16 protein-coding genes are annotated in these 13,542 nt (G+C 70.8%); 8 read left to right on the forward strand and 8 right to left on the reverse strand.

Going from position 1 to position 13,542, the window contains the following annotated elements; genetic code table 11:
* Positions 1-4: 4 nt before the first annotated feature.
* From VFI59_08685 to VFI59_08705, 5 genes are all read right to left on the reverse strand, one after another.
* Positions 5-394, reverse strand: a complete 390-nt coding sequence (locus tag VFI59_08685; GenBank protein ID HET6713768.1) for a hypothetical protein — start codon at positions 392-394, stop codon at positions 5-7.
* Positions 395-463: 69 nt separating this feature from the next.
* Positions 464-1,360 (reverse strand): phosphotransferase, encoded by an 897-nt coding sequence (locus VFI59_08690; GenBank protein HET6713769.1) that lies wholly within the window; start codon positions 1,358-1,360, stop codon positions 464-466.
* Positions 1,361-1,364: 4 nt separating this feature from the next.
* Positions 1,365-2,570: an MFS transporter gene (locus tag VFI59_08695; GenBank protein HET6713770.1), complete on the reverse strand. Its 1,206-nt coding sequence runs from the start codon at positions 2,568-2,570 to the stop codon at positions 1,365-1,367.
* A 113-nt stretch (positions 2,571-2,683) separates the two neighbouring features.
* Entirely contained in the window at positions 2,684-3,622 is a 939-nt protein-coding gene (locus VFI59_08700; protein HET6713771.1) for a PfkB family carbohydrate kinase, read from the reverse strand.
* Complete coding sequence (locus tag VFI59_08705) at positions 3,619-4,554, reverse strand: carbohydrate kinase family protein (GenBank protein HET6713772.1); 936 nt, start codon at positions 4,552-4,554, stop codon at positions 3,619-3,621. Before VFI59_08705 ends, VFI59_08700 begins: the two co-directional genes overlap by 4 nt.
* Positions 4,555-4,635: 81 nt before the next feature.
* Between VFI59_08705 and VFI59_08710 the strand changes: the two genes are divergently transcribed.
* Both VFI59_08710 and VFI59_08715 read left to right on the forward strand, forming a co-directional pair.
* Positions 4,636-5,169 (forward strand): O-acetyl-ADP-ribose deacetylase, encoded by a 534-nt coding sequence (locus VFI59_08710; protein HET6713773.1) that lies wholly within the window; start codon positions 4,636-4,638, stop codon positions 5,167-5,169.
* A gap of 32 nt (positions 5,170-5,201) precedes the next feature.
* On the forward strand, positions 5,202-5,552 hold the full coding sequence (locus VFI59_08715) for a rhodanese-like domain-containing protein (protein HET6713774.1): 351 nt from the start codon (positions 5,202-5,204) through the stop codon (positions 5,550-5,552).
* Between the two features lie 10 nt (positions 5,553-5,562).
* On the opposite strand, the gene VFI59_08720 is transcribed toward VFI59_08715, so the two are convergent.
* Positions 5,563-6,000, reverse strand: a complete 438-nt coding sequence (locus tag VFI59_08720; protein ID HET6713775.1) for a hypothetical protein — start codon at positions 5,998-6,000, stop codon at positions 5,563-5,565.
* A gap of 22 nt (positions 6,001-6,022) precedes the next feature.
* Between VFI59_08720 and VFI59_08725 the strand changes: the two genes are divergently transcribed.
* The 3 genes from VFI59_08725 to VFI59_08735 are packed head-to-tail and all read left to right on the forward strand — an operon-like array spanning position 6,023 to position 8,940.
* The gene (locus VFI59_08725) at positions 6,023-7,492 is read left to right on the forward strand and encodes an FAD-linked oxidase C-terminal domain-containing protein (protein ID HET6713776.1); all 1,470 of its coding nucleotides are present in this window, start codon (positions 6,023-6,025) and stop codon (positions 7,490-7,492) included.
* On the forward strand, positions 7,483-8,568 hold the full coding sequence (locus tag VFI59_08730) for an FAD-binding protein (GenBank protein ID HET6713777.1): 1,086 nt from the start codon (positions 7,483-7,485) through the stop codon (positions 8,566-8,568). Before VFI59_08725 ends, VFI59_08730 begins: the two co-directional genes overlap by 10 nt.
* An 18-nt stretch (positions 8,569-8,586) precedes the next feature.
* Positions 8,587-8,940: a hypothetical protein gene (locus VFI59_08735; protein ID HET6713778.1), complete on the forward strand. Its 354-nt coding sequence runs from the start codon at positions 8,587-8,589 to the stop codon at positions 8,938-8,940.
* A 95-nt stretch (positions 8,941-9,035) separates the two neighbouring features.
* Here the strand turns inward: VFI59_08735 and VFI59_08740 are convergent, their stop codons facing one another.
* Positions 9,036-10,418 (reverse strand): multicopper oxidase domain-containing protein, encoded by a 1,383-nt coding sequence (locus tag VFI59_08740; GenBank protein HET6713779.1) that lies wholly within the window; start codon positions 10,416-10,418, stop codon positions 9,036-9,038.
* Positions 10,419-10,618: 200 nt separating this feature from the next.
* Between VFI59_08740 and VFI59_08745 the strand changes: the two genes are divergently transcribed.
* From VFI59_08745 to VFI59_08755, 3 genes are all read left to right on the forward strand, one after another.
* Complete coding sequence (locus VFI59_08745) at positions 10,619-11,062, forward strand: Rrf2 family transcriptional regulator (protein ID HET6713780.1); 444 nt, start codon at positions 10,619-10,621, stop codon at positions 11,060-11,062.
* Between the two features lie 75 nt (positions 11,063-11,137).
* Positions 11,138-11,530, forward strand: a complete 393-nt coding sequence (locus tag VFI59_08750) for a PPOX class F420-dependent oxidoreductase (GenBank protein ID HET6713781.1) — start codon at positions 11,138-11,140, stop codon at positions 11,528-11,530.
* 37 nt (positions 11,531-11,567) lie between these two features.
* Positions 11,568-12,368 carry a hypothetical protein gene (locus tag VFI59_08755; GenBank protein HET6713782.1) on the forward strand — a complete coding sequence of 267 codons (801 nt, stop codon included), beginning with the start codon at positions 11,568-11,570 and terminating at the stop codon, positions 12,366-12,368.
* On the opposite strand, the gene VFI59_08760 is transcribed toward VFI59_08755, so the two are convergent.
* Positions 12,355-13,521 (reverse strand): aminotransferase class I/II-fold pyridoxal phosphate-dependent enzyme, encoded by a 1,167-nt coding sequence (locus tag VFI59_08760; GenBank protein HET6713783.1) that lies wholly within the window; start codon positions 13,519-13,521, stop codon positions 12,355-12,357. The two genes, VFI59_08755 and VFI59_08760, sit on opposite strands and share 14 nt — an antisense overlap.
* Positions 13,522-13,542: the final 21 nt, after the last annotated feature.

The following is a 13,542-nucleotide window of genomic DNA, read 5'->3' on the forward strand; positions in this document are numbered from 1 at the left end:
CCCCCTATGCCTCGGCTTCGCCATCGGTGCCGCCGCCTGCGGCGCCCTGGTCGGTATCGCCCGCGGCCTTCTTGCTGTCGAGCATGCCCTTCGCCTTGTCGAGCAGGTCGCCACTGGCTCCGACCGCCTTGTCGACGACCGGCTGCACCTTCACGACGAGGTCGCCGGCGGCCGCGCGGGCCTTGTCGAGCACCGGGTCGGCCTTCGACGAGAGGTCGCCCGTCGCGTCCTTCGCCTTGCCGACGATCGGCTCCGCCTTCTCGACCAGACCACCGGCGGCCTCCGCCGCCTTGCCCGCGAGCGTGCTCGCCGTGCCGGCTGCCTTTCCGGCGAGGTCGCCGGCCGTGCCCTTCGCCTTGTCGACGATGCGCTTGTCCTTCTGAGCCTCACCCATCGGATCCCTCCTCGAGCGCCCTCGGCCCTTCATCGTCCCGGCGGCGGCGTCGCGCTGCAAACGCGCAGGTCAGGCCATCGGCGCACCCGTTCCGCCGAGCACCGCCAGTCGTGCACGGAAGCCCGCGAGCCCCGAGTCCACGAGTTCGGAGAGGCCGGCCTCGAGGCCGTGGTCGAGCTCGTGCAGCGGCATCATCACGAAGGAGAGCCGGGCGCGGACCGCGAAGCCAGGGTCCGGCGCACCGCCGTACGCGGCGAGCGCCCGCTCGCCGACCGACGGCATCTCGCGCAGCCACCAGGCGAAGTCCCACGCCGGATCGCCCACATCGACCTCCTCCCAGTCGAGCACCCCCGACAGGTCACCCGAGGCCGACACGAGCACGTGGTCGGGGCCGAGGTCGCCGTGGGTCACGCTGGGGGCGAACCGCCATGCGGCATCGTCGTCCAACATCCCGTCGATGGCCGCCGACGCGGCATCGAGCTCGTGCGCCTGCATGTGGGGGGCGGCGAGATCGCGAAGGCGCGCCCACTCGGCCTGCCGCCCACCGCGGACCGACTGCGCGGGAACGGCTCGCATGCCGAGGAACTCGGGCGGCACCAGGTGCAGATCGTAGAGGAAACGCCCGAGCCGCTCGGGCCACACGCCGCCGTCTCCAACCCGGTGGCACGGATCGCCGGGGAGCGCCCGATACCCCATGCACACCGGTTCCCGTGAGACGAGCTCGGGCATCGGCACCGCCGCCGAGACCTCGCGGGCGAGCTCGGGGAGCACCTCGATCTGGCGGAGGAGTCGCTCCTCGGCGTACGGCGTGCGAGGCAGCTGCACGATCCACTCGCCATCGACGCGGTAGGTGTCGCACGTCCACCCGCCGACGATCGCTTCGAACGACCCGAGCGCGAGCTCCGGGAACAGGCCGGCCACGAGATCGCGGTGCGCCGCGACCGTGCGGGCCTGCGATCCGCTCACGACCTCACCCCAGCGGCTCCGGCGGCGCGATGGAGGGATCGGCCGGCACATCGTCGGCCTCGGTGAGCGGACGGTCGAGCTCGGGCCCGCGCAGCGCGAACCAGGCCACCACCCCGCCGGCGAGCGCGAGCGCCGACGCGCCCGCATACAGGGTCATCGCCCCCGCGGTCTCGTAGACGAACCCGCCGAGGCCGGCGCCGAGGATCGGGCCGAGGCCGAAGCCGACCATCTGGGCGACCGAGTTCCCGGTCGAGTACAGCGACGAGGGCAGCAGGCGGCCGACCACGACGACGCCCGTCGTGAACAGCATGCTGAACGCGATGCCCTCGAGCACGGTGAGCAGCGACACGATCGTGGGATTCGAGATCGATCCCCAGAGCAGGAACCCGAGCGCGTAGACCGCGCACCCGAGGGCGTAGACACGCCGGAGCCCCAGCCGGGCCTGCAGGCGCGAGCTGGAGCGCATCATCGGCACCTCGACCAGCCCGCCGACGGCGGTGCCGATGCCGATCAGCAGCGGGCCACCGCCCTCGCTCGCGATCTTGAGCCCGACGAAGTTCCACGCGGCGTTGAACCCCGTCCACACGAGGAACAGCGCCGCGAGGAACCCCCAGAACCGGGGCGCGTGATGGAACACCGCCCCCACCGTGCCGAGCCGGCTCCCCCCGGTCGCGGCCTCGTGACGGGGGACGTCGCGCGGCACGGTGAACGACCAGGCGAACACGAGCACGCTCGCGAGCGCGTAGATCGGCATCGCCCACTCGATGCCCGCGGTCTGGAAGATCCAGCCGAGCGTGAGGCACCCGATCGCGTAGGTGAAGCTCTCCCACGACCGCACCTTGCCGTAGTCGCTCATGCGGTCGGCACCGAGGTGCTCGAGCGTGATCGCGTCGATGTTCGGGCCGGTGCTCACCATCGCGCCGGCCAGGAAGAACCCTGCGATCGCGATCGCCACGACGCCGTCGACCCCGGCGAGCACGAGGCCGAACACCGCCGAGAGGAACGCCCCGATCTGCAGCGACGTCCGCCGCCCGAGCGTCGCGTCGGCGAGGTGTCCCCACAGGGGGTTCAACACGATGCGTGCGACCGCCATCGCGGCGATCACGAGACCGATCCCGCTCTCGGTGAGACCCTTGCCGTCGAGGTAGAGCGCGAGGAACGGGAAGAACGCCGCGATCACGAACCCGAACGTGAGGAAGAGCCCGCGCACGGCGGCGTCGGGACGGATCTCGCGGCTGCGCTGACCGACCAGGGGTGACCTCCGGGGCGATGCGCCGCCCTCGGAGGCGCCGAGGACGAACGTTCGGACCCGATCAGTATGCGTTACGCCTGTCGCACCTCGGCCTGATCGGCGAGCGCGGCTGCGCGGGCGGGGTCGAGCGTGCCGGCGCCGGGCATCTCGGCGTTCGCCGTCGCCGCCCCCAACCCGAGGCGCAGGGCGGACTCCCAGTCGTCGCCCCGGTCGAGCGCCGTCACGAACCCCGCGAGGAAGGCGTCGCCGCTGCCGACCGGATAGCGTCCGCGCACGTAGAGGCGCCCCTCGAACAGCGTGCCGTCCGGGGTGGCGAGCACGACGCCCTGCGAGCCGCGGGTCACGACCCCGGCGTGGCCGTCACCGCCGGCGAGCGCCCGCAGCTTCGCGGCCGCCGCGAGCGCGTCGTCGCGCCTCGACGTCGGCACCCCGAGCAGGCCCCTGGCCTCCGACGCGTTGACCTTCACGACGTCGGGTTGGGCCTCGAGGGCGAACCGCAGGCGCTCCCCCTCCGCGTCGAGCGCGACCCGCACGCCTTCCACTCGCGCGTCCCGTACCAGGTCGCGATAGCCCTGGTCGGGGGCGCCGACGGGGGTCGAGCCGCTGATCGTGAACCAGCCGCCGGGCTCCCACGTCGTCTCCACCGCGTGCAGCAGCTCTGCCCACGCCGCCGACGGCACGTCGGCGCCGTGCTCGTAGAACTCGGTCAGGCCGCCGGTCTCTCGGTCGGCGACCGACAGCGACGAGCGGTTCTCGCCGTGGGTCCACACGGAGCGCACGCGCACGCCCTCCGCACCGAGCATCTCCTCGAGCCACTTGCCCGTGTGCCCTCGGAACAGCGCGACCGCGATCACGCTCGCTCCGAGCGCGTGGGCCGCGCGCGCGGCGTTGAGCCCCTTGCCACCCGGCACCTGGACGAACCCGTCGGGGCGGTGGATGTCCCCCCGCACGAGCCGCTGGATCTCGAAGAGCTTGTCGACCGACGGGTTCGCCGCGAGGCAGACGATCATGCGGCGCTCCCCGCCGCGACCGTGCCGAGCGCCTCCTGCATCGTCGGTTGGCCCTCGACGCCGCCGGCCGCCCGCGTCGAGAGGGCACCGCAGGCGTTCGCGATCGCGAGACAGCGCTCGAGCGACTCCCCGTCGAGCATCGCGGCGACGAAGCCGGCGTCGAAGGAGTCCCCCGCCCCGGTCGTGTCGACGGTCGTGACCGGCACCGCGGGCACCCGCAGGCGTTCGCCGGGGCCGGATGCGATCGCTCCGCGCTCACCCGCCTTCACCACCACGAGCGGCCCACGACCGCGCAGCGTGGCGATCGCCACCTCCAGGTCCGATGTGTGCGCGAGGCGGGTGGCCTCGATCTCGTTCGGCAGCAGCACGTCGACCCACGGCAACAACCCGTCGAGGCCTCCGTCCCATGCGCCGCTCGGGTCCCAGTTCGGGTCCACGGACGTGGTCGCGCCGCGCCCACGTGCGTCGGCGAACACTCGCGGCAGATCCTTCGCGAGACCCGGCTGCAGGAAATAGGAACTCACGTGCATGTGCCGCGCCGACGCCAGCAGGTCCGGATCGATCGACGACACGCGTAGCTCCCCGATCGTGCCGGGCGCCGTGAGGATCGCTCGATCGTCCGGCCTGGAGAGGACGACCGTGACCCCGGTCGGCCGCTGCGGGTCGACTACGAGACCCGAGAGGTCCACCCCGCGCGCGGCGAGCTGCTCGCGCATGTACGTTCCGAAGAGGTCGTCACCCACGACGCCGACGAACGCCACACGAAGCCCCAGGCGCGCGGCGCCGCACGCCATGATCGCCCCGGAGCCGCCGACCGTGAGCCATGCGTCGTCGACCAGTCGCTCCGCCTGTCCGAACGCCGGCACGACGTCATCGCCGCGCATCACGAGGTCGGGGTTGGCGTCACCGAGCACGAGCAGGTCGAGGTCCACGCCGTGAGCCTACCGACGACGCCCGGCCGTCGCGTCGGGCAAGCGCCTCGTTCTCGCGGCGGTGGTCCGTACGATGGGTCCGTGACCGCGCGGATCGAGCTCCTGCAGGGCGACATCACCGAGCAGTCGATCGACGCGATCGTGAACGCGGCGAACACGGCCCTGCTCCCCGGCGGCGGGGTCGACGGCGCGATCACCGACGCGGCCGGACCCGACGCCTTCGCCGATCGCGAGCGCGTGATCCGCGAGCGCGGGCGGACCCCGCTGCCGACCGGCGAGGCGGTCGCGACGATCGCGGGCGACCTCGACGCGCGGTGGATCATCCACGCGGCCGGTCCGATCTACTCGGGCTCGGCGCGTGACCCCGAGCTGCTCGCGAGCTGTCATCGCGCGGCACTCAGCGTGGCCGACGAGCTCGGCGCTCGCACGGTCGCGTTCCCCGCGATCTCGACCGGCATCTATGGCTACCCCGTCGATCTGGCGGCGCCGGTCGCGATCGCCGCCGTGACGGACGCCGAGACCGCCGTCGAGCTGGTCAGGTTCGTGCTGTTTTCCCGGCGCGACCTCGAGGTCTTCCGCGGGGCGCTCGACACCGCGCGACGACGTTCGGGCTGAAGTCCACCTCGCTGGTAGCATTTGCACCTGCAATGAGCGATCGGACGACCAACGAGGCCCTCACCGACGTCCGCGCGGTCCACGACCGGCTGGATGAGATCCAGCTCGTCGACTGCCGGGAGCTGTACGAGTGGGAGGCGGGGCGCATCGAGGGCGCCGTCTACCTGCCGCTCAACGCGATCATGGCGGGCGCAGGATCCGATCTCGACCACGACAGACCCATCGCCGTGATCTGCCGCTCGGGCAACCGCAGCGAGCTCGCCACGATGATGCTGCAGGCACGAGGCTTCGAGGCCTACAACGTCGAGGGCGGCATGGAAGCGTGGGCCGCCGAAGGCCTGCCGTTCAGTGCCGGCGACGGTTCCCCGGGCCGCGTCGCCTGACGGGCGCGGCTCAGCCCTTCCACCGTCGATAGACCGGCGATCCGCCCCCGGGATAGGTCGTGCCGACGGCCTCCTCGACCGAGCAGGCGTAGATCGCGAGCTCGTACTCCGCCTCGTACGGCACCGCGACCGCGCCCGGATGGTCGAGCGAGACGCGCTCCATCCATCCGCGCACGAGGAACTCGCCGCCTTCGCCCTCGTGGTTGTCGGGATCGATCGCCGAGTGCATCGCGTAGCGGCCGTCGAGCGCGACCTCATCGTTCTTCGGGCTCCGTGCCCGGAAGCCCACGAGCAGGAGGCCGGCGCCGAACCACGGTGAGACCGGGTGCAGGCGCGGGGCGCCGTCGCGACGCAGCGTCGCGTGGAACACGACCTTCCCCTCGAACCGCTCGCGCCCGAACGCCGCGAGCTCCGGGTCCCCGACCTCGAGCTCCGCCCATGCACCCATGGTCGAACGGTAGCCTGCGGTCATGGCCGACGTCGACGCCGCCCGCCGCAAGCTGGAAGCCGCACTCGGCCCCGAGGCGGTGCTTTCGGACCCGCTCGCCCTGCGTCTGTACGCGCGCGACGCGTCGATGGTCGAGGGCGGATGCGCGCTCGTTGCCCTGCCCACCACGACCGAGCAGGTGCAGGCGTGCGTGCGAGCCGCCGTCACCCACGATCTGCCGATCGTGCCCCGGGGAAGCGGCACCGGCCTCGCGGGTGCTGCGACACCGATCGGCGATTCCCTCGTCGTCGCCACGGCCCGCATGACCGGCATCGTCGAGGTCCGTCCCGAGGACCGGCTCGCCTGGGTGGAGCCGGGCCTTCCGAACCTGGACCTCGCGGATCACCTTCGTCCGATGGGCTGGACCTACGCCCCCGACCCGTCGAGCCAGCAGACCTCCTCGATCGGCGGGAACGTGAACACGAATGCGGGCGGCCCGCACTGCCTCGCGTACGGCGTCACGAGCGCGCACGTGCTCGCGCTCGACGTCGTGATGCCCGACGGCTCGCTCGAGCGCCTCGGCGCGGAGGGGCCGGAGGCCGCCGGCTACGACCTGCGGGGCGTGGTCGTCGGAAGCGAAGGCACCCTCGGCATCGTGACTCGGGTCTGCGTGCGCATCCTGCCGACACCGCCCGCCGTGCGGACGATGCTCTTCGGCTTCGATACGGTCGAGGCGTGCGCCGCCACCGTCTCGGCGATCATCGCCCGCGGCGTGGTGCCGGCAGCGGTGGAGATGATGGACCAGGGCATCGTGCGCGCGGTCGAGTCCTTCGCCCACGCCGGCTATCCGGTCGACGCCGCGGCAGTGCTGCTGGTCGAGGTCGACGGGACCGATGCCGGCGTCGCGGCACAGACGCACGAGGTGGAGGCAGCCGCCGACGCGAACGGCGTCTCGAGCGTTCGCGTCGCCAGCGATCACGTCGAACGAGCCCTGCTGTGGAAGGGTCGCAAGTCCGCGTTCGGTGCGATCGCCCAGATCGCTCCGCACTACCACTTGCACGACTGCGTGGTCCCGCGCACGAAGCTCGTCGAGGTGATGCGGGGCGTCTACGCGATCGCCGAGCGCCACGGCCTGATCGTGACCAACGTCTTCCACGCGGGCGACGGCAACCTGCACCCGCTCTTCTCGTTCGACCGGTCGGTGCCCGGCACGCTCGAGCGGGTGCTGCGGGCGAGCGACGAGGTCGTGCGCCTGTGCGTGGACGCCGGCGGAGCGCTCAGCGGCGAACACGGCATCGGGCTCGAGAAGCGCGACTTCATGTCCCTCGTGTTCTCGGCCGAGGACCTGGCCGCTCAGGCCTGCCTGCGAGCGGCGTTCGATCCCGACGGGCGCATGAACCCGCGGAAGGTGCTCCCCGACGGCGCGCGGTGCGGCGAGTTCGCGATCGCGGCGACGGGATCGGGGCATGCGGCGTCCGACGCGGCCGACTTGCCGGAGGGCTCGTGGATCTGATCCACCCGCGCACCGTGGTCGACGTGGCCGAAGCCCTCGGCACCGCGTCGCAGGACGGCATCAGTGTGCTGGTCGTCGGGGGGCGACGCCATCTCGACAAGGGGAACCCGACCGACGTCGACGTGGAGCTGTGGACCACGCAGCTCGACCAGGTCGTGGCCTACGAGCCTGACGAGATGCTGGTCGTCGTCCAGTCGGGCATGCGCTGCGGAGCCCTCGCCGAGCTGCTCGCCCAGCACAGGCAGGAATGGCCGGCCGACGCCCCGGCCGACGCCACGGTCGGCGGCGTGATCGCGTCAGGCTCGACGTCGGCGCGGCGGCTGCGCGTCGGAGCGCTCAGGGACACGGTCGTCGAGATGCAGCTCGTCACGGGCGACGGCCGGGTCGTGACGAGCGGTGCACGCACGGTGAAGAACGTCACCGGCTACGACGTGCACCGGCTGATGACCGGGTCGCTCGGCACCCTCGGCGTGATCACGCAGGTCGCGCTGAAGGTGCGGCCGATGCCCGAGCGTCGGCGCACGCTGGTCGCGGTGGGCGACGTTGCACTCGCGACGACGATCGCGGCCGAGGTGCCGCTCGTCGCAGGGGTTCTGGGGACGCATGAGGGACTGGAGGTGCGGTTGGAGGGCTGGCCGGACGAGATCGATGAGCTCGCATCCGCGGTGACGAGGCTCGCCGGCGATACCGTCGCGCTGGACGAGGACTCGTCCTTCCCGCGGATCCCCTGGTGGTTGTGGCCCGACGGAGGCACGGTTCTCGAGGTCGCCGTCGTGCCGTCGTCGCTTCCCGGGATCCTCGCGGGGTCGACGAACTACGCAGCGCTCGCGGGCGTCGGCATCGCGTGGGTCGGCGCAGCGAGCCTCGGCGAGATCGTGGCGGTGCGCCGGCGGGTCGAGGGGACCGGGGGCGTCGCACCAGCCATCCGCGGCCCCGGAGGCTTGGGCGGCACCCTCCCCGTCCCCGACGTGCACCGTCGTCTGAAGGCCTCGTTCGACCCCGCGAACGTGCTGGCCCCCGGTCGCGCGTGGACCCCGGGCACCGCGGCACCCCGTGCTCCAACCTCGGGAGGTTGAAGAGGAAGGAACGAGAGCGTGGGTCGTTTCAAGGACGTCGAGTGGGAGGCCGTCGCCGGGGTGGCCGCCGCGGGGATCGCCCTGGTCCTGCATCTCCTGCACGTGGTCGACGAGGGCGTGCTGCTCACCGTGATCTTGGTGCTCCTCGCGCTGCTCCTGCTTCGTGGCGTACGAGGGGAGCGTCGGGAACAGCGGGTGGACGATACCCTGCGATCGGTGGCGGCTGATGTCGCGACGGTGCGCGCCACCCTGACCCCGCCCGACGCGATCCTCGTCGGCCCCCGATCACTGCGTATCGAGAGCGAGCGGCTCGACGAAACGCGAGCGAGCAGCCTGGTCCGACGAGGTGCTCCCGAAGATACGGGCGTGTAAGGGGTTCGAGCAAAGTCGACGCACCCGTGAGGCGTTCCCTGCCCGAGACCGTCTCGTTCATCCTCGCCCCCGAGGTCCCTGTCCGGAATCTCCCCCTAGGCGACCAGGAACGTGCCGGTCATCGTGGTGGGATGCACGTCGCACCTGAAGAAGTAGGTACCGGCGTCGAGGGCGGGCACGTCGTAGGTTACGACGTCGGGCCCGTTGAAGACCTCACCCACGAACAACGGGGTGCCGGCGCTCTCGTCGGTATAGATCGCGACGTTGTGCGGGATGCCGGCGTCCATGTTGTCGAAGACGATCTCGAACGGCTTCCTGGCAGGAGCCGCCAGACAGTCGGCATCGAAGACCGATTCCATCGCCATCACGTCGATCGTGGTGCCGTCGGGTGTACAGGCCGCCGCTTCGGTGGTGGGCTCCGGCTCCGCGCTCGGCTCAGGGCTGGGCTCAGGGCTCGCCCCGGCGTCGTCGATCGGCAGCACGCCCGCTGAGAACGGATCCGCGAAGCTCGGGTACGAGTCGGGTGCCGGTGGGGCGTCGGCGCTGACCTGGATCGCGCCCACCGAACCGAGGCCCGTGTAGGCGAAGGCATGGGTCACGAACGGGTACACGCCTTCCTCGGGGATCTGCAGCTCGAACATCGCGCCGTCGCCTGGCGGTATGTTCCACGTCTGCAGCCCGTTCATCGGGCTCGTCGGGTTCCCCGACGGATACACGTGCGGGAACAGCGTGCCGATCACATGGAAGGCGTTCGTGAGCGTCGGCCCGGCGTTCACCACCCAGATCCGGAACGGCTCGTCGGGACGGACCTGCAGCGGCGATTCGAGATAGCGGTTCGCGAGGCCGTCGAAGACGACGTACTCGGGTTCCACGGCCTTCATGCGATCGAGGTCACCGACGTAGACGCCGTCGATCGGCTTCGCCCCCGGGTAGAACTCGCTCGCGACGAGGACGAACTCGCGTTCGGCGGGAAGGGCGTCGGTCTCCACGATGATGGCCCCGTACATGCCGTTGCCGATGTGCTGCAGCACCGGATCGACCCCGCAGTGGTACATGAAGACGCCGGGGTACATCGCGACCCAATCGAAGGTGAGGGTCTCCCCCGGATCGACCGGTTGGTAGTTCTTGTCCCACGGCGTGAGGGCCGCGTGGAAGTCGATCGAGTGCTGCATGCCGATCGACGAGTCGTTCGTGAGGGTGAAGCGGACCGTGTCCCCGAGCTGCACCCTGATGACCGGCCCGGGTGCCGTGCCGTTGAACGTCCACACCTGGTACTTCACATCCGGCGCGATCTCTTGCGTGGTCTCCCGGGCGACGAGGTCGACCTCCACGACGTTGCCGTTGGGTTCGTCAACCCTGAAGTCACCGGTGGACGTCCCGCTCGCTGTGCTGCCCTCACCAGGGCTGACCGCGACGATCCCGACGATGATGAGGACCGCCGCGAGGAAGACGGCGCCCACGGAGATGAACCTGTTCATGGTGACCCCCTGAAGGTTCCCAATGGACTTGTCTTATCCATTACCCTTCCAGAGGCTAGACCCATGACCCCGTGGAGGTCCTGGCGGAGGTCCCGGCCCGCTCGGGACCATCGGACAGTGCCCGCCCTGCGGTGCTGGCGTGGCACGATGGGCGCTGCCGCGCAAGGACCTGTGACGCCGACCGCTCGGAGGAGCGACCGATGCGACTCGCCCGCGAGAGCCGATACGCGATCGAGGCCCTGGTCGTGCTCGCCGGTCGGCCCGCCGGCACCGTCATTGAGGCTCGGGAGATCGCCGACGCGGCGCACCTCCCGGGGCCGTTCCTCTCGAAGATCCTCCGCCTGCTCGCCCTCGGTGGCGTGCTCCGGTCGCAGCGGGGCAGGGGGTACGCGCTCGCTCGGTCGCCCGAGCGGATCGCGCTCGAGGATGTGTTGCGGGCCGTCGAGGGCGACGAGGTGATCTGGGAGACGTGCATCTTCTGGCGGGAGGAGTGCGACAGCGAGCACCCGTGCCCCCTTCACTTCCGGTGGACCGAGCTGAAGCCCGGCATCCAGGACGCGATGGGCTCCGTGACGCTCGCCGACATCGCCTCGCACGGCTTCGAGTCCGACGCGAGGGTGGACGAGCACCGAGACGGTCGCTGAGCCTCGGCGTGTGGGAAGGTGCGAGCGCCGCCCGGCGTTGCAGGCGGTCGAGACCCGCCGCGAGGAGATGACACGATGCTGAACGATGCCGACCGAGCGATGCTCGACGCCCCCAACTTCGCGAGCCTCGCCACCACGATGGCCGACGGCTCGCCGCAGGCATCCGTCGTCTGGATCGACGTCGACGACGACACGATCCTCGTGAACACGGCCGAGGGACGCACGAAGACCGAGAACATGCGTCGCGACCCGCGTGTCGCGATCTGCGTGTTCGATCGCACGGACCCTTACCGCCAGCTCATGGTGCGCGGTCACGTCACCGGATACGAGCACGACGGCGCCGACGCCCACATCGACTCCCTCGCCAAGAAGTACACGGGCGCCGACGTCTACGAGGACCATCGTCCCGACCAGCAGCGGGTCATCGTGCGCATCGAGGTCGACGGCGTCGCCCGCATGGGGTATTAAGCACGACGTCCAAAGACCCCTCGCGAGGAGACGCACGATGGCCGACCCTGACCCGACGGCGAACGATGCGACGATGAAAGCCCGGTGGACGCGATTGGCCACCCTCGGGCTCGTCATGGTCGGGCTCGCTGCTTTCCTGATGATCGCTGCATCGCTGATCTGGGGCGTCGACGTCGCCGACGACCTGCCGTTCTTCCTCTCGCTCGTGATCGTGCCGTGGGTCGCCGCCTTCCTGGTCTGGCGCTTCGGGACCTGGGCCAAGGTCGTCGGCATCGTCGTCGGACTCGCGAGCATCGGCGCGATGTTCTGGACGGCGTTCGGGCTCGCAGTGCCCGCGAGCTTCTTCGACTTCGTCCCGGGGTTGCTCGTGGTGCCCGGCGCCCTCATCGCCATCGTGGCGTCGATCGGTGCGATCGTGGCGAACCGGCGTGGTCACCTCACCCCGACCGGTGATGGGGGGGAGCGCCGAGCCATCACGGCGGTGGTCGCCGTCGTCGGCGTGCTGGCGGCGATCTCGGCCGTCCTGACCGTCGTGGGCCGATCGACGGTCGACACACCCGACGGCGCGACGACGGTCGCCTTGGGCAACTTCGAGTACGACCGGTCCGAGTACGAACTGGCTGGTGGCTCGCAGGTGGTGGTCCGCAACGACGATCCCTTCCTGCACACGTTCACGGTCGACGAGCTCGGAATCGATGTCGAGCTCGGACCCAACGGATCGGCGCTGGTCGACATCCCGAGCGAGTCGGGCACCTACGTCCTGTATTGCCGCCCCCACACGATGAACCCCGACGATCCGGGGCCGGACGACATGGCGGCATCGCTCACCGTCGGCTGAGCCGCTTCCCCGCCGCCTCGAGCGTCTCGACGCGCTTGCAGAAGGCGAACCGCAGCAGGTGCGCCCCGTCGGCAGGATCGGAGACGAACGACGAGCCGGGCACGGCCGCCACACCGACGTGCTCCACGAGGTGGCGAGCGGTCGATACGTCGTCACCGAGCCCCAGATGGGAGCAGTCGGCCATCACGTAGTACGCGCCCTGGGGCGGGGACGCCACCTCGAAGCCGCTCTCGGCGAGCACCCGCAGCATCACGTCACGCCGCTCTGCGTAGGCGGCCCGCATGCGCCCGAAGTAGCTCGGCGGCAGCTGCAGCGCGGTGATGCCCGCGACCTGCAGCGGGGCCGCGGCCGCCACCGTGAGGAAGTCGTGCACCGGCCGGATGCCCGCCATCAGCGGCGCGGCAGCGACCGCCCACCCCACACGCCACCCTGTGACCGAGTAGGTCTTCGAGAGCGCGCTGATCGTGATCGTGCGCTCCGCCATACCGGGAAGCGTCGCGATCGGTACGTGCTCGGCATCGTCGTACGTGATGTGCTCGTAGATCTCGTCGGTGATCGCGATCGCGTCGTGTTCGACGCAGAGGTCGGCGATCGCCGCGAGCTCCTCTCGCGTGAACACCTTGCCCGTCGGATTGTTCGGCGTGTTGATCACGATCGCGCGCGTGCGCGTTCCGAACGCCGAGCGCAGCTCGCCTTCGTCGAACGTCCAGTCGGGCGGGCGCAGCGACACGAGCCGCGGCACCGCGCCGGCGATGATCGAGTCTGGCCCGTAGTTCTCGTAGAACGGCTCGAAGACCACGACCTCGTCGCCGGGGTCGAGCACGCCGAGCATCGTCGCGATCATCGCCTCGGTCGACCCACACGTGACGCAGATCTCGGTCTCGGGGTCGACCACCATGCCGTGGTCACGCGCGTAGGCGCCGGCGATCGCCTCGCGGAACGCCGGCACGCCCCACGTGATCGGGTACTGGTTGTGGTCCTCGGCGATCGCGCGGGCGGCCGCCTGCTTCAGCTCCTCGGGCGCCGGGAAGTCGGGGAACCCCTGTCCCAGGTTGATCGCTCCGTGCTGGTTCGCCATCCGGGTCATGTCGCGGATGACCGATTCCGTGAACGACGACGCCTTCGCCGACGCGCGCAGCCTCGAGTCGCTCATGAGCGAGCAGCCTATCCTCGG

This window comes from Actinomycetota bacterium (assembly GCA_035697485.1).
GTDB lineage: Bacteria > Actinomycetota > UBA4738 > UBA4738 > HRBIN12 > JAOUEA01.